The organism is Blastomonas sp. AAP25 (genome assembly GCF_001295965.1).
GTDB classification, from domain to species: domain Bacteria; phylum Pseudomonadota; class Alphaproteobacteria; order Sphingomonadales; family Sphingomonadaceae; genus Blastomonas; species Blastomonas fulva.
On sequence record NZ_LJHP01000047.1, the window covers coordinates 45,094 to 69,684 of the forward strand.

21 protein-coding genes and 1 pseudogene are annotated in these 24,591 nt (G+C 59.0%); 9 read left to right on the forward strand and 13 right to left on the reverse strand.

The window, feature by feature from the left end:
* Positions 1-3 precede the first annotated feature (3 nt).
* The 4 genes from IP68_RS19445 to IP68_RS19460 are packed head-to-tail and all read left to right on the forward strand — an operon-like array spanning position 4 to position 5,422.
* Entirely contained in the window at positions 4-381 is a 378-nt protein-coding gene (locus IP68_RS19445; RefSeq protein WP_054136680.1) for a hypothetical protein, read from the forward strand.
* Entirely contained in the window at positions 378-1,181 is an 804-nt protein-coding gene (locus IP68_RS19450; protein ID WP_054136702.1) for a conjugal transfer protein TraF, read from the forward strand. The genes IP68_RS19445 and IP68_RS19450 overlap by 4 nt, the downstream gene beginning before the upstream one ends.
* The gene (locus IP68_RS19455) at positions 1,181-2,623 is read left to right on the forward strand and encodes a conjugal transfer protein TraH (protein WP_054136681.1); all 1,443 of its coding nucleotides are present in this window, start codon (positions 1,181-1,183) and stop codon (positions 2,621-2,623) included. The genes IP68_RS19450 and IP68_RS19455 overlap by 1 nt, the downstream gene beginning before the upstream one ends.
* Positions 2,624-2,635: 12 nt before the next feature.
* Positions 2,636-5,422 carry a conjugal transfer protein TraG N-terminal domain-containing protein gene (locus IP68_RS19460; protein ID WP_054136682.1) on the forward strand — a complete coding sequence of 929 codons (2,787 nt, stop codon included), beginning with the start codon at positions 2,636-2,638 and terminating at the stop codon, positions 5,420-5,422.
* A gap of 31 nt (positions 5,423-5,453) precedes the next feature.
* On the opposite strand, the gene IP68_RS19465 is transcribed toward IP68_RS19460, so the two are convergent.
* Complete coding sequence (locus tag IP68_RS19465; protein WP_054136683.1) at positions 5,454-5,678, reverse strand: hypothetical protein; 225 nt, start codon at positions 5,676-5,678, stop codon at positions 5,454-5,456.
* 176 nt (positions 5,679-5,854) lie between these two features.
* Between IP68_RS19465 and IP68_RS19470 the strand changes: the two genes are divergently transcribed.
* Positions 5,855-6,640, forward strand: coding sequence for a hypothetical protein (locus IP68_RS19470; RefSeq protein WP_149037829.1), 786 nt, complete (start codon positions 5,855-5,857; stop codon positions 6,638-6,640).
* A 10-nt stretch (positions 6,641-6,650) separates the two neighbouring features.
* Here IP68_RS19470 and IP68_RS19475 read toward each other — a convergent pair whose 3' ends face one another.
* The 3 genes from IP68_RS19475 to IP68_RS19485 form a co-directional block, all read right to left on the reverse strand.
* Positions 6,651-7,310: a hypothetical protein gene (locus IP68_RS19475; RefSeq protein WP_054136685.1), complete on the reverse strand. Its 660-nt coding sequence runs from the start codon at positions 7,308-7,310 to the stop codon at positions 6,651-6,653.
* Between the two features lie 30 nt (positions 7,311-7,340).
* A complete protein-coding gene (locus IP68_RS19480; protein ID WP_054136686.1) occupies positions 7,341-7,550 on the reverse strand; it encodes a hypothetical protein in 210 nt (69 codons plus the stop codon).
* A gap of 272 nt (positions 7,551-7,822) precedes the next feature.
* The gene (locus IP68_RS19485; RefSeq protein WP_197275876.1) at positions 7,823-8,665 is read right to left on the reverse strand and encodes a hypothetical protein; all 843 of its coding nucleotides are present in this window, start codon (positions 8,663-8,665) and stop codon (positions 7,823-7,825) included.
* Positions 8,666-9,053: 388 nt separating this feature from the next.
* On the opposite strand from IP68_RS19485, the gene IP68_RS19490 reads away from it, so the two are divergent.
* A complete protein-coding gene (locus tag IP68_RS19490; protein ID WP_054136688.1) occupies positions 9,054-11,090 on the forward strand; it encodes an ATP-dependent endonuclease in 2,037 nt (678 codons plus the stop codon).
* 5 nt (positions 11,091-11,095) lie between these two features.
* Positions 11,096-13,072 (forward strand): UvrD-helicase domain-containing protein, encoded by a 1,977-nt coding sequence (locus tag IP68_RS19495; protein WP_054136689.1) that lies wholly within the window; start codon positions 11,096-11,098, stop codon positions 13,070-13,072.
* Positions 13,073-13,149: 77 nt separating this feature from the next.
* Here the strand turns inward: IP68_RS19495 and IP68_RS19500 are convergent, their stop codons facing one another.
* The 8 genes and pseudogenes from IP68_RS19500 to IP68_RS19535 all read right to left on the reverse strand — a co-directional run bounded on the left by IP68_RS19500 (position 13,150) and on the right by IP68_RS19535 (position 21,968).
* The gene (locus tag IP68_RS19500; RefSeq protein ID WP_231684194.1) at positions 13,150-13,743 is read right to left on the reverse strand and encodes a plasmid pRiA4b ORF-3 family protein; all 594 of its coding nucleotides are present in this window, start codon (positions 13,741-13,743) and stop codon (positions 13,150-13,152) included.
* Positions 13,740-14,681: an IS66 family transposase gene (locus IP68_RS19505; RefSeq protein ID WP_231684195.1), complete on the reverse strand. Its 942-nt coding sequence runs from the start codon at positions 14,679-14,681 to the stop codon at positions 13,740-13,742. The genes IP68_RS19500 and IP68_RS19505 overlap by 4 nt, the downstream gene beginning before the upstream one ends.
* Positions 14,660-15,295, reverse strand: a complete 636-nt coding sequence (locus IP68_RS19510) for an IS66 family transposase zinc-finger binding domain-containing protein (RefSeq protein WP_082382522.1) — start codon at positions 15,293-15,295, stop codon at positions 14,660-14,662. The genes IP68_RS19505 and IP68_RS19510 overlap by 22 nt, the downstream gene beginning before the upstream one ends.
* A 68-nt stretch (positions 15,296-15,363) precedes the next feature.
* On the reverse strand, positions 15,364-15,723 hold the full coding sequence (tnpB, locus tag IP68_RS19515; protein ID WP_231684196.1) for an IS66 family insertion sequence element accessory protein TnpB: 360 nt from the start codon (positions 15,721-15,723) through the stop codon (positions 15,364-15,366).
* Positions 15,724-15,829: 106 nt separating this feature from the next.
* Positions 15,830-16,021: pseudogene (locus IP68_RS19520) on the reverse strand (transposase); the annotation flags it as partial.
* Between the two features lie 261 nt (positions 16,022-16,282).
* On the reverse strand, positions 16,283-17,728 hold the full coding sequence (locus IP68_RS19525; RefSeq protein ID WP_082382524.1) for an efflux transporter outer membrane subunit: 1,446 nt from the start codon (positions 17,726-17,728) through the stop codon (positions 16,283-16,285).
* On the reverse strand, positions 17,725-20,820 hold the full coding sequence (locus tag IP68_RS19530) for an efflux RND transporter permease subunit (protein WP_054136693.1): 3,096 nt from the start codon (positions 20,818-20,820) through the stop codon (positions 17,725-17,727). Before IP68_RS19530 ends, IP68_RS19525 begins: the two co-directional genes overlap by 4 nt.
* Entirely contained in the window at positions 20,817-21,968 is a 1,152-nt protein-coding gene (locus IP68_RS19535) for an efflux RND transporter periplasmic adaptor subunit (protein WP_231684197.1), read from the reverse strand. The genes IP68_RS19530 and IP68_RS19535 overlap by 4 nt, the downstream gene beginning before the upstream one ends.
* Between IP68_RS19535 and IP68_RS20000 the strand changes: the two genes are divergently transcribed.
* A complete protein-coding gene (locus IP68_RS20000) occupies positions 21,957-22,667 on the forward strand; it encodes a TetR/AcrR family transcriptional regulator (RefSeq protein ID WP_082382525.1) in 711 nt (236 codons plus the stop codon). The two genes, IP68_RS19535 and IP68_RS20000, sit on opposite strands and share 12 nt — an antisense overlap.
* A 6-nt stretch (positions 22,668-22,673) precedes the next feature.
* On the opposite strand, the gene IP68_RS20865 is transcribed toward IP68_RS20000, so the two are convergent.
* Positions 22,674-23,006, reverse strand: coding sequence for a transposase (locus tag IP68_RS20865; RefSeq protein ID WP_156318317.1), 333 nt, complete (start codon positions 23,004-23,006; stop codon positions 22,674-22,676).
* Positions 23,007-23,232: 226 nt separating this feature from the next.
* Between IP68_RS20865 and IP68_RS20005 the strand changes: the two genes are divergently transcribed.
* Entirely contained in the window at positions 23,233-24,264 is a 1,032-nt protein-coding gene (locus tag IP68_RS20005; protein ID WP_082382526.1) for an aldo/keto reductase, read from the forward strand.
* Positions 24,265-24,591: the final 327 nt, after the last annotated feature.

The following is a 24,591-nucleotide window of genomic DNA, read 5'->3' on the forward strand; positions in this document are numbered from 1 at the left end:
CCCATGAGCAGTGCTGAAATTCTTGCCTTCCCGCATAGCGAGCCGTTTCCGCCCGCGCAGGTGCTCGATCTCGCGGTCAGCGTCGCCATCGGTCGTGATCTGGCGCGCAGCGAGACCGAGATGTTCGCACTCATCAAAGACTGGTTCTTGCGGCCTGCGACGGTCGGTGAGCTCGCAGCATCGATCAAGCGTCTTCTTGATCGCGGCTCCATCACTCGGATGAGTGATGGTGATTTCGACTTTTGCCTCACGCCAGCAGGTGTGGAGGCGACCACCACCCTGTCGGGGGGAATGATCCGGATGATCGACCGGGGCCGCGGTTATTTCAAGACTGCCTTCCTCTTGCAGATGCTCGACCTTGAAAAAGGAAAATGCCCATGACGAGATTAGCGCTCCTGAGCCTTGCATCAGCCCTCGGGGCGGCGGCTGTCCCCTTGCTCGCCCAGCCACCGGCTGATGCCAATCGCGATGCGTTCTACTGCGACGAGCGCAAGCTTGGGAGCTGGTTTTACTGCAACTCCGAGGAGGCAAAGCGTAAGGCACGCGAGCAGGCAAGGCCCGCATCGCCAGCCATTCCTGCGACCGAGCGCATGGCTCAGATTACGGCGAAGCTCGATGAGCTCAAAGCACGGGCCATTCTTGAGCCAACGTCAGAAAACATCGTCAGCTATATCCGGTTCCAGCGCGAGCAGCTCGACCGCGCTTCGACATTCGCGGATGTGTGGGGTCGCTCGATCTGGCAGAACCCCGATCTCGACTATACGCTCGAACGGCCTGTTTCGACTCTCGCAAAGCAGACTTGGGCAGAAGATCGCAAAGCCCAGCGTGAAGGCTCGATGGCGGCGCTCACCGAGCGCTACGGGGTCTTCTATTTCTACTCCTCGTCCTGCTCGGCTTGCCGAACCTTTTCGCCGGTAATGCGGGCACTGTCCGACACATACGGGCTAGAGGTGCTCGCGGTCTCGATGGATGGCGGGCCCAACGAAGCGTTCCCCAATTATGTCGTCGATAGCGGCCAATACCAGCGCATGGGCCTTCAGGGCGGCGCTGTTCCAGCCCTGGTCCTTTTCGACACCCAGACACGCAAGCCGATTCCGATCGGCTACGGCGTGATGGCGGCCGACGATGTGATGCAGCGCATTTTCTACCTCACCCAAATTGAGCCCGGGAGTGACTACTGATGGCCCGCCAGACCAAACGCGGCGTTGCCGCCCGCCTCTTCCGCTCGTCGGGGACGGCACTTGCCGTACTTGCCGCAGCGAGTTTCGCTGCAGCCCCCGTCAGTGCCAACGTCGGCTCGGAGCTCAATAACTTCTTCGACGATATGGGCGCCGCTGCCAATGCCACCGGCCCCGTCGCCTATCAGGGCCAGTCGGCAGGCTATTACTCGGGCGGCAACATCTGGACCCGCTTTCCGCAAAAGAACATGACCCCGGTCAATCTCCAGTTGCCCGGGGTCAAGGCCGGATGCGGGGGCATCGACGTCTTCTCCGGCAGCTTCTCCTTCATCAACACCGATGAGATCGTGGCGATGCTCAAAGCGACTGCCAACAACGCGCTGGGCTTTGCCTTCCAGCTCGCGATCAAGTCGATCAGCCCGCAGATCGCCTCGACCATCGAGGAGATGGCACAGAAGGTTCAGCAGATGAACCAGTTCAACATGAACAGCTGCGAAGTGGCGCAGAACCTCGTCGGCGGCTTGTGGGGCAAGTCCGATCGGATGTCCTCGGAGATTTGCAAGTCGGTCGGCAACAGCCAGGGGCTGTTCTCCGATTGGGCCAAGAGCCGCCATGAATGCGGGACAGGGGGGCAGCGTGCCTCGACGATCGCGGCCAACAGCGATCCCGACATTCCTGCACAGAGTTACAACTTCACGTGGGAGATGCTCAAGCAAAGCTACCCCAGTTTCTCGACCGAGTTTCGTGAGTACCTCATGACTTTCGTCGGAACGGTGATCTTCTACCAGGATGGGGATGCCAGCGGCAAACGCGGGTTCCAGTTCGTGGGGCAGGGCGACCGCGCCCTTTTGACTGCGCTTCTGGACGGTACCAGCTCGGTCACGATGCTGAATTGCGATACCAACGACAAGTGCCTCAACCCGACCACGCAGGCCATGTCGATTTCGGCATCGCAGGCGTTGAAACCGAGGGTCCGGGCGATGATCGAGAGCATGAACGCGAAGGTTCGCAGCAATGCCGCGCTCACCAGTGACGAGATCGGCTTGCTCGGGGCGACCACGATACCGCTCTACAAGATCATGACGGTCAATGCTGCCGCAACCCTTGGCGGCATGACCAGCAACGACATGAATGACCTCGCCGAAATCGTGGCTATGGATCTCCTCGATGCGCTTGCGCAGCAATATTATGGCTATGCCTCGCACGGGGTAGGGACCTTCCAGAACGCTAATGAAGAAGCTCTTTCGCAGTGGCGCGATCAGATCAATTCGGTCCGACAGGTCCTCGACACATACTCGCAAGGCATGAAGCTGCGCCTCGACCGGACCCAGCATGTGGTTCAGCGAGCGGTGTTTCTTGAGGGCACGCTCAGGAACAACCTGTCGCCGCAGATGTCGGCCGCGCTGTCATTCAGCACGTCGCTTTCGCGTCAGGGCATCCAGTAGGGACCGCGTGCAATGATGGAGATCTTCACGATCGGCGGGGGCGAATACATCGTCAATGTCTTCAACGCGGTATCCGCTTGGACAGGGGGAGGGGGTTTTCGCTCGCTGCTGCGCGTCGTGATGGTCATGGGCTTGATCTACACGCTGCTGGTGGTGGCGTTCAGCCTCAACTGGCGTGCCTGGTTCAACTGGTTCCTGGGGGCGACGCTCATGTACGGTGCCCTCATCGTACCTACGATGACGGTGAGGGTTACCGACCGCCTCAATCCATCCTTGGCACCCGCTACGGTCGCAAACGTCCCTCTGGGACTGGCAATGATAGCCTCTGTTAGTTCGACTGCTGGTGATTGGCTCACGCGCACGGCTGAGACGGTTTTTGTGATGCCAGGTTCGCTGCAGATGTCGAGCAATGGCATGATCTACGGCGCGCGCCTTTGGGACCGCACCCAGGACTTCCGGATCCGCGATCCCCGCATCAGCGCCAATCTTGAAGAGTACATGAAGCAGTGCCTCTTCTACGACATTCTGCTCGGCTTCAAATCCTTCGATACGATCGCGAACTCCAACGATATTCTGACGGAGATGGGACCGGGCTCGCCTGCGCGGGGGATGAAGTTCATCCCCGAAAGCGGTGCTCCCACCATCATCACATGTCAGGCCGGCTATACGGCGATCGCCACCGGCGTTACGACCTATTCCGACACGGCACTTGAGGAAGAAGGTCGCAAGATTTTCCCAGGGTTAACCCCTGCGCTCGCGCGCTCGAAGCTGATTGCGGACCTTCCGATTGTCGCCAACCATTTCCATGGCAGTTCGCAGACCGCACAGCAGATTTTCCAACAGCGCTCGCTCGTCAACGCCTTCCTTCAGGCGCGCGCCAACCTCGGCGCGGCCGATGGTGACACCTTCGCTGTCCTGCGTGCCGAGGAGCAGGCCCGCAACACCTATACGTCGATAGCGGAGCAGGCGATGACCTGGGTCCCGCTCCTCAACATCGTCCTGACGGTCGTCTTTTATGCGATGTTCCCGGTGATCTTCCCGCTCTTCCTCATCCCGCGCAGCGGCACGCCTGCGTTGAAGGGATACTTTACCGGCTTCTTCTATCTGGCCGCCTGGGGACCGCTCTACGTGGTCCTGCACATGTTCATCATGGACCGGACGGCTGATGCGATGAACGCGACCTCGCCTGGCGGGGTGACGATGGCCGGGATGGCAGGCATCGATGCCGTCAACACGGATACGGCAACGATTGCTGGCTTCCTGATGATGTCGATCCCGTTCCTGGCTGCGGGCATGGCCAAAGGCGCGATGGCGGTTTCGTCTCAGGCAACTTCGATGTTGGCGCCTGCCCAGTCTGCGGCCGAGGCTGCCGCAGTGGAGCGCACGACCGGGAATTATGCCTACGGCAACGAGAGCTACATGAACCTCTCGAGCTCCAACCGGCAGTCTGACCAGTGGAACACGGCGCCATCTTTCTCGGGGGGCGCGCCGATCATGTCGAGCGTAGGTGCGAATGCCGCGATCACCCGAACAACATCAGATGGGTCGACGGTTTACGATACCTCACCTGCGATGAGCCGCCTCGCGTTTGCATCCTCTGTCAGCCAATTCGCGAATGCTGAGCGCCAGCAGACGCTGTCCGAACTGGAAACTGCACGCAATACGCTGAGCGAAGAGCGTTCCCGCGCGCTATCGTTGGCTGATCGAACGTCGAGCCGGCAAACGACCGGCACCCGCAATTCCAGCGGTTCCGAGAGTTCTGCAGGGTTCCGGTCGGGCGAGAACCTTCAGCGGTTTGACAACCAGTCGCTTGATGCACGCGACACGGTCTCGGAGAGCGATCGTGTAAGTTCCTCGCAGGGTGCCCAGCAAAGCAATACGGATCGCCTCGAAACAACCAAGGGTGGCTCGCTGAGCGTTGGTGGTTCAGCGGGACGCGGCGGTAATCGCGCTGCAAATGGCGAGGGCGGAAGTGGGGCGAATGGTGCCATTGGCGGCAACGTTCAAGCGGGGATTAGTGGCGGCCGTTCGCGGCTAGATTCGGTTACCCGAGGAACTGAAGCCAACCAGAGCCAAGGCTTCGACTCATCGACATCTGACAATCGTTCGAATGGATCCAACGCAACGCAGGACAGCGGCAGCTATTCGCAGAGCGGCAGCTTCAGCCGGAGCGAGGGGTACTCGGAGGCGGCCTTTTCCCGGGAACAGGCTCTTGAGGACGTTCGGCGGATTGATAAGCGCATTGCGGCGATCGACGAGGTCTCGAAATCCCTCAGCAGCAACACCTCGAGCAGGGATGGCTATGGGTCCAATCTCTCCTTTGACCTCAGCCAGATTATCGCAAGCCGGTACCAGGAAAAGGCTGCCGATCTGGGTCTGACAGCACCCAGTCTGGCACGTACTGATCTTAGCCCCCAGGAGCAGGCGACTGCTGAAGTGGTCGCGCGGGCGATCATCGCCGACTATTATGATCAGCGAGTGGCGCCGTTCAACGATCTGATCCCGCAGCCCGGTTCGCTTGTCGGCAATGTCTCGGGTCCTGGCTCATTTACCGAGACAGACTTAAGCGGACAGAGGCCCCGTCGTTCAGCCGTATCGCCGCGCAATCTTGTCGAGGGGTCATCAGACAGCACGATCGGCGATAGAATTGAGGAAGGCGGTCAGTCTCTCGGGCAGCGTTATGAGACCAATGTCACGCGATCCGGCCAGCGCCGTCAGGATTTTCAGCAGGATCGCAAAGGCGAGGACAGTGCCGACGATCGCTTCAATGAGCGCTTCTATGATCGTGATCAGCGGTGACCTTTTGAACCCGACCGCTATTCCGGAAAGCCTACCAGCTAAGGACGGCCACGATGAGGAAGGCAATCGAAAGCGCCAGTGCAATCAGCGAACCACCCTTCGAAGGCTTCCCTCCGTAGGTGAGATACTCTTCCGGGATCCTAGGGTTGCCGAAACGGCCAGGGAGATCAGTTGGGGATGCGCCGCGTGAGATATCGCCAGTGACGACAGCATAAGTGATCGGATCCATGTTCGATCTGTTGTTGAAATCGTCCATCGGCGTTCTCCTAGCCTTTCCGTAGCGTTTTTACGCCAAAAAGACAATCATAGGTTCAACGCTGCGAGGGGTTAGGAGTCGATTGCCGATTCGATTTGTATCAGCGATTGCGTGGGGTGCCAGAATCATACCAGAAGGGGAGCGGTTACGCTGAATTCAAGCGAGCCGTTGAGAGCATGTTATCGAAGACTGACGCGACATATCTCGATCTTCGCGAGCGCATTCTATTTGGCGAGCTCAAGGCTGGAGCGCCGTACTCTGCCCAGGACATGGCTGCGTACTACGGGCTTCATATCAATATGGCGCGCAGGTTGCTGGTCGCCTTGAAGGTCGGCGGCTATCTTACCCGCTCGGGCACGTCCTATGTCATCTCAACATTCTCGCAGAGCCAAGTTGAGGAATGGCGCCTTTCGTTGGGCGCAATCGTCGAGATCGGGGCAGTCCGGTTGGCGCAGTCCGGGGGCGGAACTCTGGGCCCACTCGCGGCATTCATCGACGAACGCATTCGAAACGTCCCTGTGAAACACGAGGACTTTTTTCTCGGTGCAATGGGGCTCACGCATATCGTCCTGGGTGGCAAGGAAAGCACCCTTGCCAACCTTGTCTCGCAGTTCATCCCCCAGGCGTTTTTCCGCCTCCTTTGGATGGCAGACTCTTATTCTGTCCGCACAGGATTTCTGGTGGAGGCTAGCGACCGGTTTCTTGATGCCGCCAGGACAGGCGATATTGCGGGCGTTCGCGCAGCTAGCCGGATCTTCTTCGATGGCATCGCCCCTTCGCTTCAGACGCTCATCGAAAAGATGGGCGAGGGCATCTATCCGGTCAATGACCGCCAGGATGGATTCCAGACGATCGAGGACAACATCGCTGGGTATCCAACCTATGCGGGCAGCTCCCGCACTTTCTCGCCGATCATCGAGCCTCTTACGGAGGTCGGTCAGGCAGCTTTGCCGCTTTGCTGAGTGGGATGCCTTACGCGTTCACGGGCTCTCTCGGGTGGAGCCGCATGGCGACAGCTTCGGCTGCGCAGTCCCGCGGTTCGGTCGTCCCGATGAGGTCCACAATGACATTAGCTGAACGTTTCATGCCATCGAGGTCGGCAGCCTCAAGTCGAGCCGCAACTGCATAGGCGACCGCCACACTGGCATGTTTGACGTAATCTTCCATGAGGCGAAGCTCGCCGGTGGCGCTGACGATCGCCAGCATCATCCTGTTATGAGCAAGGCTCGTCGCAATCGTGTCCCCGCCATCCGCTTCTTCGAGGAAGTTCTCAACCAAGGCGCGGATAGCAGGTAGTGCCGGCGCGCAGTCCATGGACGACAGTCTGATGATTGCCGCGGCTTCGATTGCCGCTAGCTCGGCTATCTTATCATCGAGTTCCTTGCCGCTGGGCTGGTACCATTTGAAACGGGACCAGTCCGTATTGATGAAGCCCGTGCTCCGCAGCTCCGCAAAAGCGGTGGCACCCCAGTCTTCGTCCAATCCCACGATCGCGGCTAGCGACGCCGGGTCAGTGCTCTCATATCCGAACTTGGTACTGATGCTGCAGCGTCGAATCCGCTCAATGCAAGCGTCAGGGCTGATCGCCATGCGCTTGGACGCTTCCTGGTAGAGCTCGATCCGTTTCGCCATGCGGTAATAGTAGCATGACGGCAATTCTCATCAATCGGCCTTTGGCCAATCGCCTCCGTGTACCTCACGCTCGTATTTCGAAATACGCTTCCATGCGATGGCGACTTCGTCAAATCCATCGTCGGTGAACAACCGCTCGCAGAGGCGGTCGATTTCGTGCGGGTCGTCGGGCAAACTCTCGTCCTCACGGTACTTTGCGACCGCGTCCATTACTTTCAGGGCGTCGTCGTAGTTTGCCATTTGGTTCTCGTTTCGACCGCTTGTTCGGTCGCATTGCTACAGGCCCAGTGTCAAGACCGTATCAATGGGCACCAAGCGTCTTTGAGCCTTTGAATTCAAGCGATTTTGCCACATCGGCTGATCGCCCGCTGGCGCGTAGAGGGAGGGTTTTGAGACGTGAGACGGGCTGTCCGGTTGTTCCGTCTGACGTGCCGTAATCCTTTCCTAATGCTGGAGAATTGCGCGCGTCTGTCTATCCAACGGCGGGCGCTTGCCCGCGCTTGAGAGAGATATTACGAATTTTTAGCGGCTCCGAGGCGTTTGCGAGCCTTGGTCGCCAGAACGCTGAAGCTCGGCAGCGCCGTTATGGCATCGACATACTCGGGATCGTGCACGTATTGCGCTGGCATGGCCGCGAAGCGCTCACGCTCGGCGGCGTAGGCGCGGTGGAGCCAGAGATATTTCTCGATCACACGAACGTCTTCATGGTTGAGACCTGTCTCGATGAGCGTGGCGAGCTTCGCGAGATATTCGGGATAGGCATCGCTATCCAATCCCGCGACTTCTACAACACTCTTCCAAGTGACAAAATCCAGATAGAGCTGCCCGTCGAGATCCGTCTTGACGAAGTGCCGTACATAGGATTCTTCCTCGTCCGGTGTGTGGCCGGGCTGAGGATGGCGCCGCGCGGCCTTAATGATTTTTGGGTCGAAAATGACGCGCGGGACGCACGCGACCTTCGACTCCATCTCGTAGGCGGTGAGCATAGCGGGGCCGACCAGATGACGCTGGGTGTGATAGAGCTTCCCAATCGTCACCGCGCCGCGCAGCAGATAGCCTTGTCCAACGAGCTGGATCAGTGTCAACGCGATCGCATTTACCATCCAGAATACGCCCGAGGTTTCGCTAACCTTATAGGAAATCACCAAGGAATCGGAAAACTGCGTTACTTGCTGGCTCGCATTGGTCGTAAGCTCTCCGGCAACACCTATCGATTCCAGCGCATCAATAAGCCTTGAGAATTCATCGACATCCGTTTTTGTGCGTTCGACTACTTCCTTGAACCCAAGGAAATCGATGAAGAGGATTATGCGCTTATCATATCTTGGGGCGCTAGGTTTCTTGAGCTTCGGCATGTCGGCGACGCATATTGAAGTGAGATGCGTCATGCTACTGCTAAAGGCAGCTAACGGGAAACGGTCGGTACGCTCCGCACGGCGACTTTTGAGGCGTCTTCCTGCCAATCCGCTTCTGAACGCCTCTTCGACACTTTCCGTTAGAAGCAGATGTTCGCAGTGGTTGATCTAACGACTGGTCTTGGGTCGGCAGCTGGGTAGTTCTTCGGCCAAACCTGAGGAGCCTTGCGCACCGCTTGCATGACGGCTTTCGGCGTGAACGGACGCTCTAATTTTGCAAATCTTTCTCGGCAAGGAGGAATGCTAGGACGCTAAACCGTTCCCACATCAGGGAAACTATATCTAGCGGACTAATTGCCTGCTAATCTTGCTGGCGAAGGGGCCTCGCGTGTACATCGCTGAAATCAAGATCGAGAACTTTAGGCTGTTCGGTTCGGGCGAGCACGCTTTCCGTCTGCCACTCAATCCCGGCCTGACTGCGCTCGTTGGCGAGAATGACGCAGGCAAGACCGCGATCATAGACGCGCTCCGTCTCGTACTCGGTACGCGAGATCAGGATATGCTGCGTGTCGATTTCGCTGATTTCCATCAGAGCGCGCCGGGTATTGAGCGCGCCGACCATGTTACCATCGGACTGACGTTCCGCGGCCTCACGGTCGCCGACCGGGCCGCCTTTGCCGAGTTCCTCACCTACGAGATGATCGGCGAGCAGGTTGAGACCGTGCTAATCATCACTTGGATCGCCAAGCGCAATGCAAAAGAAGGTAGCTCACGGCGTGTGCTTCCGCCCGAGTGGCGCACCGGCGCCAAAGGCGATGGTCCCACTATGGACTTGGGTGCGCGATCGCTTTTGACCGCGACGTATTTGCGTCCGTTGCGCGATGCGGAGCGCGCTATGAGGGCCGGGCGGGGATCGCGTCTGTCGCAGATCCTCCAGTACACCGCCGAGATCCGGAATACCGGCGTCGGCTTCGACCGCAACGCCAATCCTCCGGTAGAGGCCAAAGACCTAAGTGTCCTCGGGCTCGGCGACTATGCGACCTACCTGTTCGGCGAAAACGAAGGCATCAAGCAGGCGCGCAAGCGACTCAATGAGGAATACCTTGCACCCTTGTCGTTCGCAGATGATCTGCTTTTGGCACGCATCGGCGTCGCCGAAGCGCAGGAAGACAATGTCAGGTTACGGCAGGTTCTAGAAAAGCTTGAGCTGGCCCTGACAGGATCGGCCGACGCGGACACCGCATACAGCCGCGGGCTCGGATCGAACAATTTACTCTTCATGGCCTGCGAGCTGCTGCTGCTCGCGGCAGAAAGCGACGGCTTTCCGCTGCTACTGATCGAGGAGCCCGAGGCGCATCTCCATCCGCAGCGTCAGCTTCGGCTCATGTCGTTCCTGCAGGCACAGGCAAGCAAGCCTCGCGCTGATGGCCAGAAAATCCAGATCATCGTCACGACACACAGCCCGAATCTGGCCTCTGACCTGGATCTCAATAATCTGGCGCTGATCGAAGGCGGGCGGGCCTTCCCTTTGTGTCGTGGCAAAACCCAACTCAGCGGCACAGATTATCGCTTTCTCGAGCGTTTTCTCGATGTGACCAAGGCAAACCTGTTCTTCGCGCGCGCGGTGATGATAGTCGAAGGCGATGCCGAGACTATCCTCATGCCAGTCATCGCCAAGCTGCTTGGCCGCGATTTTCATGAACATGGGGTGTCGCTCGTCAACGTTGGGGGCGTCGGGTTGGGGCGTTATGCGCGGATCTTCCTCCGCCAAGACCCTGAAACGGAGGGCGAGATCGGCATCCCCGTCGCCTGCGTCACCGACATGGACGTGATGCCAGACGTCGCTCCATGGATCGTCGGAAAGCTCCGACCCGGTGAGCAGGTGCCTGCAAGACCACCCTCGCTTCGGCAATGGCGGATAAAGGCGGACTTTCCTGTAGGGCAGCTTGCGCAGCGCCGTGTCGAACGAAGCGCTAGGGCTTCGGGCCAGCGGGTAGAGACTTTCGTTTCCGACGAATGGACGCTCGAATATGACCTTGCCTTTCACGGGCTTGGCAAACAAGTTTATCGCGCCGCTACGCTCGCGCTGAAGGACGAAGCACTCGCGGCCGACCGCGCAGCGCAAGCCGAAGTGCTCGCAGGGGCCGATGCGGCTTATCAGCAACTGGTTGATGCCGGTCATGACCCGGAGACGCTTGGCTCGCACGTCTATGCGCTGTTCGAGGTCGAGAGGGCATCGAAGGCGATCGCCGCCCAGTATCTCGCGGAGCTGCTAGAGAAGGAGTTGGAAGCCGGAACCCTCACCGATCTAGCGTTGCGGCAGCTATTGCCGCCCTATGTCGTCGCAGCGATCGCCCACGTCACAGCAGCCTTTCCCGCGCCCGAGCCGAACGGCGCTGCGGCAGCGGGGACGGCGGCGGCCTGAAGCCGATGTTCGACGATCTTATCCGAGAGCAGGACGTGGCTTGGGCGGCCGAGCTCATGGGACTTGGGCCGGACGGCTTCGCGCCGGTCGGTGATGACGATAGCCGTCTCCGGGCAATGCTCAATCTCGACACGATCGATTTCGAGGCCTGTCCTGGCAGTGGCAAGACCACGCTTCTGGTTGCGAAGCTCGCCGTGTTGGCAACGAGGTGGCCGCACCGGCAGCAAGGAATCTGCGTACTCTCGCATACCAATGCGGCGCGCAACGAAATCGGTGTCAAGCTCGGCAATTCGGCTGCAGGAATCTCGTTGACCCGCTACCCGCATTTCGTTGGCACGATCCACGCGTTCGTGAACGAGTATCTGGCGCTGCCCTGGCTGCGCTCTAAGGGTCTCGAAGTGCAGTGCATCGATACGCAAATTGCGCTTGCCATGCGCTGGAGACTCCTGCCCAGAAAGACACGCTGGGCAGTCCAAAAAGCCCGACTCAGCGAAGGATGTCTGATTTACACACGGCCTGACTATACAGGCGGCAGTACCGGTAAGTTCGGGCCGAAGACGCCGACTTACGAGGCGCTCCTCGAAGCGCGCCGTACGGGCAGCGAACAGGGATACTTCTGTTTCGACGAGATGTTCGTCTGGGCGAACGAATTGCTCGACGAGCGGCCCGAGGCCGCCGTAGACCTCCGGCGGCGCTTCCCGTTGCTGTTCGTCGACGAGGCCCAGGATAATAGCGAGGCGCAGTCGGCGCTCCTGCACCGAATCTTTTCCGCGGGTGACGCGCCATCGCGCCGGCAGCGCTTTGGAGACTCAAACCAAGCGATATATGCGCGCGTCGGCGCCGAAGGCGCTGCGACCGATCCCTTCCCCAGCGCTGCGGTTCAGGCGATGCCGCGCAGCTACCGTTTCGCGCAGCTGCTCGCAGATGAAGTGAAGGGGCTCGGGGTTGCGCCCCAGGAGCTGGTCGGTGCAGGGCCGCCGCCGGAGCACGGCGTCGCCCACCACGCGCCCACGCTGTTCCTGTTCGACGACGCCAGCGTGCAGTCTGTGCTGCCCCATTATGGCGCGCATCTCGTCGCGACGTTTGACGCCCATGTGCTCGAACGCGGCGTGTTTACTGCGGTGGCGGGCGTGCACGATCTCGACGAGGCTGGCCGGGTGCCGCACGCTATGGGCCATTACGCCCCCAATTATGATCCGGCCTGCGCACGCAAGGAAGCGGCGCCAGCCAGTTTCGCGCAATATTTGGCACGCGCGCGCTTCCAGATGGCCGGTAGCGGCAACAGTGACAAGCTCGTCAATGCGACGGCTTCGGCGCTACTCGCAGCAAGCGAACTTGTCGGCGGGACGCACGGGCGGATAACGCGCAAGTCGCCGCATCGCCGAGTCACCGATCTCCTAGCCGACACTCAGGCGCATCCCGCTTATCTCGCCCTGATCGAAGCTGTGCTCGAATGCCGTGGCGAGATCGTTGAAGCGGATTGGCAGGCAGCGCTGCTTCCGCAAGCTGAAGCAATCGTCCAGCAGCTGAGTGGCGCCGGGGCCCTTGACGATGCGACTGCATTTCTCGCTTGGCCGGAGCATCGAGCAGCACTCCAAGCCGGAGCCGCGCCAATTGCGCATACAGACAATCTATTCGTTTACCCCGAGGATGCCCCACAGGTCCGCATTCGACTGGGATCAATTCACTCGGTCAAGGGCGAGACCCACACCGCGACACTGGTACTCGACAGCTTCTACTTCGCACATCACCTGAGCGAACTCAAACCTTGGCTGCTTGGCGCGAAGATAGGTGGGTCGCGGTTGAATCGCCCAGGCAAGGTGCTCTACGAGGGCTCTCGAATGCTTGGTCGGCTCCGTTTACACTACGTTGCGATGACCCGCCCGACCCATCTCTTGTGTCTGGCGATGCGCAAGGATGCCTTTGACGCTGGAGAGCTCGAGATTCTCACCGGCCGCGGTTGGACGGTTATCGAATGCTGAGGAAGCTGTGGTGTAGTAGATAACAAGCGCTACCCAGGTCATGTGTAAGCGCCGACGGAAGGTGGCATTGACGCGGGCTATTTCGCCTTTCGTTGCCGCGGTGCCCATTTCTTTGTGAGGGTCTGGAGTCGGGCGTGGATCAGATCGATATTCGGCTGCGCGTGCGGATCATGGTCGTCGCCGAGGATATCGAGCGCCTGCTCATGATATTCGTGGGCGGGGTCGGACAGGGCTTCCAGTGTTTCGGCGTAGCCCCAAGGTCCACCCGAGTCTTCAGGCGGACGCATGCCTTTTGCTTCAAGCAGGCGGGGGTAGCTGATCTGTGGTTCAGCCGGGGCGATGCCTTCGATCTTGACGCTGTGCTCCCATCCGTCACCAAAGTCGTAAAGGTAACGGAACGTCTTGCCGCGCATACCTTCGAGCGCCTCGGCCAGCGTTGCCTTGCGGGCATCAAGCGGACCATCAAAGCCATACCCAGGGTCAGGGATGCCAAAGCCTGTGCGCCCGAACGTCAGTTCCCACAGATGACTGTCGGTCCAGGCAAGCACCGCCTGGAAGACCGCGTGCAGGCGATCAAGCCGGATGCCTAGCGGCACTTCGATTAGCCGGGTGACGGTCGGGGTCACATCGTCCAGCGTGATCCTCATCCGAACGACGAACGCGTTGCTCAAGCAGCCTGCTCCAGGGTCTGGATCTGTCGGGCCATCTGCCATTGCCATGGGAGAAGCTCGTCGATCCGGTTGATCGGGTGATCACCGATACGTGCGATGACGTCGGTAAGCCAAGCCTCGGGCTCCACACCGTTCAGACGGCACGTTTCGACCAGAGAGTAGAACAGCGCCGCTGCATCACCGCCCTTGGGTGAGCCGACGAACAGCCAGTTCCGGCGTCCGAGCGCAACACCGCGCAGGGCATTTTCCACGAGATTGTTGCTGATCTCGAGCAGGCCGTCGTCACAGTATCGGACCATCGCCGCCCATCGGTTGAGCGGATAGCGGCACGCCTTGGCCAGGGTGCTGTCGGATGACAGCCTGCGCCTCTGCGCTTCGAGCCAGGGTCGCAACGCGTCGAGCTTTGGCCGTGCCAGTTCCTGACGGATCCGCCTTCGCTGATCGGGAGGTGCGCCGCGGATATCGCGTTCGATCGCGAACAGCTCGCCGATGCGCACCACCGCCTCTGCCGCGACCGGCGACGGGTTCTTTTCCAGGATGTCGGTAAACTTGCGCCGGGCATGCGCCCAGCAGCCAACCTCGGTTACGAAGCGGTCCGGATCACGATACAGCCGGTTATATCCGCTATAGCCGTCGGCCTGGAGATAGCCGCGATACCCGGCAAGGTGTGCCGCGGGGTGCTCTCCGCCTCGGCCCGGGGTAAAGCGGAACGCAACCGCAGGTGGACTCATATCACCGCTTGACCGATCATCGCGCAGGTAGACCCAGAAGTAAGCGGTCCTGCTGCCGTCCTGGCCGTTCAGCAAGGTGACTGGCGTCTCGTCTCCATGGATCTTGGGTGCCTCACAGATATGGGAGAGCAGCCGTTCGCCAAGCGGGGCCATCAACCAGGCCAGCTTGCGCGCCCAGCGCCCCATCACATCGCGATCGATATCCACGCCCTGGCGGCGCAGGATCGCCGACTGACGATACCAGGGCTGGTGATCAGATGAGCGAGCAGCGCGCTGCTCGCCATGACCTTGGGCAACGGAAGATCGATGGCCGGTGCCTGCCGGATCTGTTCACAGCGCCTGCATGCAATGCGGGGACGCACATGGCGCAGCACCCGGAACCGGGCAGGCACATAATCCAGCACTTCCGTCACATCCTCGCCGATCACGGTATCGGTGCCGCCGCAGGCACAGGGGCCGGGACGATGCTCTGTCGTCTGCCTGGGGATATGGGCCGGGATGGGCTGGTGTGATCCGGCCTCGCGGATGCTCTTCGACGTTTCCGCCGCATCGTCGTCATCGGCAGGCACTGGAGTATCGACTTCCTCGAACATCAGGCGCAGCTGGGCGATATCCATCTGCTCCGAGCTGCGGCCAAACTGCACCCGCAAAAGGTGCGCGAGCCGGTGCTCGAGCTTTTCGATGGTCAGGCTCTGTGTCTTGACGGTGTCGTTTGCAAGCCTGAGCGCATCGCGCTCCAGTTCAACGGCCTCGGCCATCTCCCGCACCATTTTCTGCAGGAGAACAGGGTCTGAAGGGAGGCGATCAAGGTCGAACCGCATGCCCGCAACTATAGCGTAACAGCCACTTTGATCCTACAAAAAACGCCTGTTTTCCGGGCGTTTTCTGATCAGGCGAGCGTCGGTACCAGCACCCTTTCGTGCACGATCGCCTGCCGCCAGTCGAGCCCTCCGATCAGCATCGCCACTTGTGCAAACGACAGTCGGACCGCCACCCCGTCCTGTGTCCGGGGCCATACGAACTTGCCCCACTCGAGCCGCTTTGCGTACAGGCAAAGTCCCGATCCATCCCAGACCAGCGCCTTCAGCCTGTCGCCCCTTTTGCCCCGGAACAGGAACACAGCACCACTGAACGGATCGAGCTGCAGGATATTGCGGACCTGGGCCGATAGCCCGTCAAAGCCCTTGCGCATGTCGCACGGTGCCAGCGACAGATAGATCTTCGCCGATGGTGGCAGCGTCAGGCTCAAAGGCCGAGCTCGCCGATAACTTCAAGCGCCAACTTCAGCGCCGCCCAGTCACCGCTGCTTCCTGCGTCGGTTCTGCGCTCATCACCTCCACCGGCACGAACCCGGCCATGGCGCCGCGCAGCAGCTGCTTGCGCCAGGTATACAGCTGGCCCGTTCCAATCCCGTATCGCCGGGCAACCAATGCCACGATCGCGCCAGGCTGCGTCGTTTCCTTCAGGATCGCGAGCTTCTCTTCGTCGCTCCAGCGCCTTCGCCGCTCAACCCGTACAACCGCTCCGCCATCGCTGCGCGCACTCATACGAGGCTCGTTTGACTGATCACTATCCACTCGCAAGGCCTCCTTCGACCCTGCCGTTCGGACAAATCACCCCACCCAGCAAGGCCGGGTTCCGTCGGCGCTTACCGCTGATCTCAAGATGGCGTGCACTGGCTCACCCGGCTTGGGCTTCATTTGGTCGCGGAATGTCGCGTTATACGGGTGAGGATTTCTCCGTCCCCCAACAGCAATGCGCACCATAGCCCCTAGCCTTCGCTTGTGGTCACTTGTGCTCACAGTCCTTCACGGTGCCGGGGGCTGATAATCCGAACCGCTAGCGGTTGCCCTAAATAGGGCAATGTGTGAACGCGCTTGGGCGATACGCGCATCAAGAGATTGCTGTTCGACATCAAGCAATCGTTGTTCGGCTTGTAACTTTGCCGGCAGACCGATTAATCCCGCTTCAAAGGTCCGGCGCGCATCGCGCGTAGCCCGCTCGATTGAGCCCCGAGCGCGCTCCGCCTCGCGAACCTGTGTTTCGCGGGCAATGGCCGCAAAAAGACAGTTCTCCACATCCTCTGTCGCCAGCAGCAATGCCGACTGATAACCGGCCAGTACCCCATCACTGCGCGCACGCGCTGCTTTAACCTCGGCATCGATTTTGGCAAAATCGAACAAGCGCCAGCGCAAGCCGATCAAACCCTGTGCGTTGAACGCGGAGGAGCTGAATAGCTGTCCGGAATCAATCGATTGAAACCCGATCAGTCCGGCAAGCGACAGTGACGGATAATATTCCATCAAGGCTGATGCGATCCGCGCGTCCGAGGCCGCAACACGCGCCTCGGCGGCCCGGACATCGGGGCGGGCACGCAACACAACTGCCGGGCTGGCCAGCGATGACAACCGCGGTATCGTCGGAACCGCCACCGGTGCGCTCTTCAATTCAGCGCCTGCGGTCAAAACGACCAGCCGATTGCGCTGGGCCTCAGCGGCCATTTGCACCTGCGGCAACAGCGCATCAAGCCTTGCGAGTTCGCCCTCAATCTGGTCGAGTTCGGTGCGTGCAGCTGTGCCAGCTGCGAGCCGCCGCCTGACGGTTTCAACGAGTTGCTCCGCGATCGCGCACTGGCGCATGATGATGGCAATTTGTTCGTTGGCAGCGGCCCACGTGACGTAGGCATCGGCAGTCTCGGCAGCGATACTGATTCGCACGCCGTCGAGCAAAGCGCTGGTTTCTGCCCGGTTGGCGCGGGCGGCCCGTGTTGCTGCGCCCAAGCGACCGAACAAATCGATTTCCCAATTAGCTTGGGTGCTGACATCGTAAATCGTGAGATCCCGCTCGAAACCCGGAACATCGCCGATAAAGGCCCCTGGCACGCCTTCCAGCGATTGGCGTTGCCGTGCGGCGGAAGCACCGGTGTCTCCAGCCGGAAACCTTTCGGCGCGAACGCGCTTTACGAAGGCATTGGCCTCATCAAAGCGGCTTTTCGCCGCGACAATATCAAGATTGACGGTCAGGGCGTGCTCAACAAGGCGGGCAAGTTCGGGGTCATTCGTTGCTTGCCACCATTGTGCTGCATCGCCGAGTGCGGGCACATCCATCCGCTGTGTCAAGCCGTCAGCATTGCGAAATTGAGTGCCCGATGGTGTTTCCAGCTCGGTGGTAGGACCAATCGTAGTGCACCCGGCGAGCAAAGCTGTAGTCGTCGCCGTCACGATTGCGCCTTTGATTGCGGTTCTCTTGGTCATACCGTAACACTTCCCGCATCGGGCGAGGGCGACCCGTAATCCCCACTAGTGGTGGCAGGGCCGACCCGGAACCATGCCGCATAGAGTGCCGGGAGGAAAAACAGGGTCAGGACCGTCGCGAATGCCAGCCCGCCCATGATCGCAACCGCCATCGGTGCCCAAAACGCTGATTGCGTCAGCGGAACCAAGGCAAGAATGGCGGCCAGTGCGGTCAGGACCACTGGCCGCGCGCGGCGGATGGTGGCTTCGATGACAGCCGTCAGTGGCTCACTGCCGCTGGCAATGTCTTGGTCTATCTGGTCGACGAGGATCACCGAATTGCGCATGATCATCCCCGCAAGTGCGATGACGCCAAGCTGGGCGACAAAGCCGAATGGTGTCTGGGTAATCAGCAAGGTCAGCGTTACCCCGATCAGACCCAGCGGTGCGGTAAGCAAAACCAGTATGCTGCGGCTCATGCTTTGCAGCTGGACCATCAAGAACAGCAGCCAAAGGCCCAGCATGGCCGGTAGCAATGCGGCAATGGAAGCTCCTCCTTTTGCGGATTCTTCCACAGCCCCCGCCATTTCAATGCGGTAACCCGAAGGCAGCCCCTCGCGGATCGCATCAAGCTTTGGGTTGATTGCGTTCGAAACATCAGGAGCCTGCACACCGGCGATGACATCAGCGCGCACGTTCAATGTCACATCGCGATTGCGACGCCGGATCAACCCATCTTCGACCACCGGCACAATTTTCGCTAATTGTGCCAAGGGTACCGACTGGCCATTGGCAGTACGAATGGTGAGGTCTTTCAAACTCTCAGCGGCAGTGCGTTCTTCGCTTACTGCGCGCGCGATCACATCGATGGTTTCGGTCCCATCGCGCACTTGTGTTACCCGATAACCATCAACGAGCGTCTGCAACGAGGACGCAATTTCTGCAGGCGTCAGGCCCAGTGCCCGGGCACGGTCTTGGTCGATATCCAGGCGCGCAGCCATCGCCATATCACCCCACTCAAAATTGGTATCCCGCACGCGTTCATCAAGGCGCGTTACATCGCGCACCTCGGCAGCAATCCGCTTAACCTGCGCCGGATCCGCCCCCATCACTCTGAACTGCACAGGATACCCTACCGACGGTCCATTTTCCAACCGCGACACGCGGGCGCGAACGTCCGGGAGCGCTTCCGCCAGCTTTGCCTGGAAATCGGTCGTCATGGCTGCGCTGTCACGCGGGTCCTTTGGGTGCACGATGAAGTTGGCATAGGCCAGATTTGGAAGCTCGGGATTAAGGGACAGGGTGAAGCGAGGCCCACCGCCGCCGACATAAGTCAGCACATAATCGGTCCTTTCGTCATCCATGATGAGCTGCTCGATTTGCGCCGCCCGAGCGCGCGTCGCCGCATAGGATGCCCCTGCGGCCAGTTCCATATCCACCAGAACTTCCTGTCGCGAAGATGCCGGGAAGAACTGCTGTGGCACTAGTGGGAACAACAAGAGGCTGATGACAAATACAGCGCCTGTCGCGACCAGCGTCAGCTTGCGCCGGTTAACGCACCAGGTGATAAGTCGCCGCAGCCGTACATAAATTGGACTATAATAGCTCTCATGCTCATGTCCGGCAGATGATTTTGTCAGCAATTTGAACCCGATGAACGGAGTAAAGAAGACAGCAACGACCCACGATGCCAGCAATGCAATCGCCACAACCCAGAAGATCGCGCCCGTATATTCACCAACCCCGGATTTTGCGAAACCGACCGGCAGAAAGCCTGCGGCTGTGATCAATGTCCCGGTAAGCATCGGAAAGGCTGTCGATGTCCAGGCGAACGCGGCAGCGGCCGTACGGTCCAAACCTTCTTCAAGCTTAACAAGCATCATCTCGATCGCGATGATCGCATCGTCAACCAACAGGCCCAGCGAAATAATCAGTGCCCCGAGAGAGATGCGATGCAAGCCTATCCCGGTTAGATCCATGACAGTAAAAGTAATCGCCAGCACTAAAGGTGTGGATAGTGTGACGACGAGTCCAGCACGCCAACCAATCGCGATAAAACTGACAACCAGCACCACACCAAGCGCGATGACGAACTTGATAAGAAATTCATTGATGGATTCTGCCACCACCCGCGACTGATCAGCCACCTTGATGATATCGATCCCTACCGGCAGCGTTTCACGCACCGCCGCGATTTCCGCGTCCAGATCGCGACCTAGCCGAAGGATGTCTCCACCCGCTTTCATCGAGACAGCCAGCGAGGTGACACGCTCACTATTGAGATGGACTGAGAATCGGCGCGGGTCGATAAAATCCCGCCGGACCTCCGCGATGTCGCCGATACGGAACTGGCGTCCGCCGATATCGATTGGAACATCGGCAATGGCTTTGGCGCTTGCAACCGAGGAGTTGAGGTCAACCCGAATGCGATCCGTGTCGGTCTCAATCGTGCCAGCCTGGACCAAATCATTCTGACGCCGCAGAGAATCAAACATCTGCTGCGGCGCGATCCCGAGAGAAACTAGGCGGTTATGGCTGAATTCGATAACGAATTGTTCGTCCTGCACGCCTGACAGTTCAACCTTGGCAACGTCAGGCAAGCGCAGCAGTCGCTGGCGTGTGGCCAGCAATATGTCACGCATTTCGGCATCAGAAAAGCCATCGGCACGGAAGGCAAGAACAGAGCCGAAGGTATCACCGAAATCGTCGTTATAAAACGGGCCAATCGTGCCCTGTGGCAGGCGCGGTGCCAAATCGCCCACGCGTTTGCGAATTTGATACCAGCTCTCTGGTACCGCCTCGGGCGAAGTATCGTCGCGCAAGGTCACGAACAAAGTCGCCTCACCGGGCTCCGCTTTGCTGGTGACATAATCGAAGTTTGGCGCTTGCTGGACTACGCGCTCAATTTCGTCAACGACCTGCGTTTCCATCTCGCGCGCACTCGCGCCAGGCAACTGGACGGTAATGATCATCGTCTTGATCGTGAATGTCGGATCTTCTGAGCGCCCGAGGTTGAAATAGGACGCCACGCCCACAGTCATGATCGCCGCCATCAAGAAGGCAACCAGCGCACGGTGGCGCAGCGCCCATGCCGACAGGTTGAAGCTGCTCATGGCATTTCACCCGACCACGGGCGCACGCGCTGGCCCGCATCGATGCGGTGCGCACCAGCCGTAACGATACGCTCCCCTGCCTTCACTCCGCGAACGATTGTCACATTGGTGCCAGCAAAATCGCCGAGTGTGACTGGCCGCAACAAGACCCCCCCCTTGCTGTCAATAACCCAAACAGCCGGCTGCTGCCGGGCATCGTTCGTGATGGCCGCTCTTGGAACCACGAACTTTATGTTGGCGGATTCATCGCCTGCTGCTTTTGATGGCTCAAACGCGACCCGCGCCGTCATTCCGATGCGGGCTTGCCCAGGGGAATTGAGCTCGACTTTCACCCGGTAAGTGCGGCTCGCCGGATCGGCAGCCGGCGCAATCTCGCGAATTCGTCCGGATATTGGTGTTTCTGATGACGCAACTGTGACTGTGGCCGATCCACCTTGGCGCAGGCTGCCAACAATGCTCTCCGGAACGTCGACCACCGCTTCGAGGGCGGCAGGCTGTGCGATAGTGAACATGGTTTGGCCGGGAATAAAATACTGTCCGACTTCACCGGTAACGGCTGTCACCACACCAGCAATGGGAGCCCGAAGCTCGGTGTAGCGCACATCATCGCGCGTTGCGGCCAACCTTGCCCGGGCATCCCGCAGCCGCGCAGCCGCTGCATCGCGTTGGGTGATAAGACGCTCCATTTCTGCGGCTGCCACAATCCGGTCAGCCGCCAGAGGCGCGTTGCGGGCCACATCGCTTTCGGCCTGCGCCAGTTCAGCGCTAGCAGCCGCCACAGCAGCATCCGCCGACTGCGCATTATTGCGAAACGGTGCCGGATCAAGTCTGGCAAGAATGCTTCCCGCTGCAAGCCTGTCGCCAACGTCAAAATTGCGCGCGATCACGCGTCCCGGCACTCTGAAAGCAATCTCGCTTGTAATGCGTGATGAAATAGTTCCGGCATAGTTTGCACGTGTGCCCGCGCCGTCACTCCCCGCAGGGGACAACACCATGCTTCGCACCAATACCGGCGCATCCTCCGGTTGGCTGTCACTGCCGCATCCGGCCAGCAGAAGCAGAGCTGTGGCAAGTGCTCCGACCTGGCCTCCCGAGCAACGCACGCGATTTTTGACAGTTCGCTGAAGCGCCTTAAAATGGAATTGCATTTTCAAAAGCCCCGAATCGATACCGTACAGGCCGTTACTATTTTGCCGGATACACCAGAAACTGCTGCACTCAAGACCAAACCACTGCGTCGCCGCGGGAAAGCGCGTGTGGTTGCCATCCTTGATGCTGCAACGGAGATTTTCCTGCAGCATGGTTATGAAAAAGCAACGATATCTCAAATTGTTGAATGCTCAGGCGGTTCGAAAAGTCTGGTTTATGAGCAGTTTGGCGGCAAATCCGGCTTGTTCCAGGCAATGATGGAAACCCGCTGCGCGAGCATGATGGAACCGCTTTCTGACATTTCAGCCGACAGCGATCCACCGCGCGGGATACTTACCAAGTTTGCCCACGCTTTCGTCGACGCGCTCAGCGAGCCCGAGGTGTTGGGGTTGCAACGGGTTGCCAGCGCCGAAGGCTTTCGCAATCCCGAAATTGCCGATATCTTCTTTTCATGCGGTCATGACACGGCCTATGATCATCTTGCCAATTATCTGGTGACTATCAGCGATCCGTCGATTGACCTGGCGACGCTGAGACGATGGTCAATCGTCTTTTATGCAATGATACAGGGAGATGCCGTGGCGCGGCTGGTTGTTGGGGCCGCTCCGGTGTCAAAAACGGAAATCGACGCTTACATCGATCTTGCGGTCGGATGGCTGCTTGATCGCGCAAGTATTCCAGACGGCGTCGTTACTTAGCCCGGCTTATTTATGAGCCCGCTGCACAGCGGGTGTTTCGGGTTTGGTGGGGCGGTCTGGGCGAGCGTCGGCCTCGGCGTTTTTCGCCGCAACAAGAACAAGGGGCTTTTCGACGTTGATGGGAGAGGGCTCGGGCCTTGAGGGTTTCCGCCGCACTGGCGATGTCGGCGCTGACCGGAGACAGGTGGTGATGGCCTTGAACACGCCGATCTCGGGGCAGACTGACGCAATAGCGAGACGGATATGCGAGCAGCTTTTGACGACGCGGGCAATGACCTTGATGAGCCGCAGGCGTATCGTTGCGAGCTCTGCTATAGCCAACGAGGTGGTCTTGGAGATCGCCGTCCTTGCTCATCCGCTCAAGGTGCACCGCCAACGATAACTGGCTACGAGGGTGTACGGGCAACTCTCCGTCGCAAGATGAAGCAGGATACAACGCCATCCTGGAATTCGGAGACTTGGCACCTTACCTTGAAATTAATGGTGCGCAGATATCCAGCGGGCATCCACATGGGTATCCGCCCTGTATGGCTACAACTACTTGAATTTTATCAGGAGAAAGCAAATGCAATATCGACAACTCGGGAAGTCCGGATTGCTCGTATCAGAGCTGAGCTTTGGCACAATGTCCTACGGAGCAGGCGGCTACTGGGAAGTGGTGGGTGGCCTAAACATCAGTGAGGCACAGCGACTAACCGACATCGCTATTGATAGCGGTATAAACTTCTTCGATACGGCCGATGTATATTCCCATGGCCGATCGGAGGAAATACTCGGTGAAACTGTAAAGGATAAGCGCCATCAGTTAGTATTGGCGACTAAAGTACGGGGGCGGATGAGCAAAGAAATTAACGATGTCGGCCTAAGCCGAGGCCACATAATAAAGAGTTGCGAAGAAAGCCTCAGGCGCCTTGGAACCGACTACATTGATCTTTACGTTGTACATAGTTTTGACTTCATCACCCCTTTAGAGGAAACCCTTTCGGCGCTAAATTGCTTGGTTCAGCAAGGTAAGGTTCGATACCTCGGTTGTTCTAATTTTTTCGCTTGGCAATTGATGAAGGCGCTCGCGATTAGTGACAGGCACCACTGGGAAAAATTTGTTTCGCTTCAGGCTCATTATTCGCTCATCACCCGCGATGTAGAATATGAACTCGCACCACTTTGCGAGGATCAAGGGCTTGGATTGACTACATGGTCACCACTTTCTGCTGGATTTCTGACTGGCAAATATCCGCGAGGAAGCAAGGCACTTGGAGATGGGCGCCGTGACCGCGAACAGCAGAATTTTCTACAGTTCGACGAGGATCGGGGCTATGATATCCTTGGCGAGGTCCAAAACATTGCCAAAGAGCGCGATGTAAGCCCTGCGCAAGTCGCGCTCAATTACCTGCTCCGAAAGCAGACTGTGAGTTCGGTCCTTGTTGGCGCTACGAAGCCCCAGCAACTAGTCGATAACCTGAATACAGTGACATGGTCACTGACCGAGGATGAACTCAATCGGCTCAACCAAGTCAGTGCACCGGCGCCCCTCTATCCCAAATGGATGCTCGATTTCACAAGCCGTGATCGGTCTGATCCTCAATACTTCCTATGATCGTACATTGTTCATAACCGAGGGCCACGCGGGTTGTACTGATGGGATGAATCACACTCTGAAATCCGGAGAGATGTTCGATAGAAAGGTCGTCACTCACGAGTAAGAGCTTTGTTGGCAAGCAGCCGTCGAGCGAATTCGTCCCTATCGGGACGTGGGATGAGCCATTCCGCTTGATCGGATGCACCGGACTTCTGCCTAGGAGACCTGTGCGCGGGTGGGGGTAGACATAGGGGTTAGACCTTGATTATATGGGTTTTCCAAGGAGGGTGGGTAGCCATGGCGCAGCGTTCGATAGGCCAGGAGCAGTTTGGTTTGCCGGGCGAC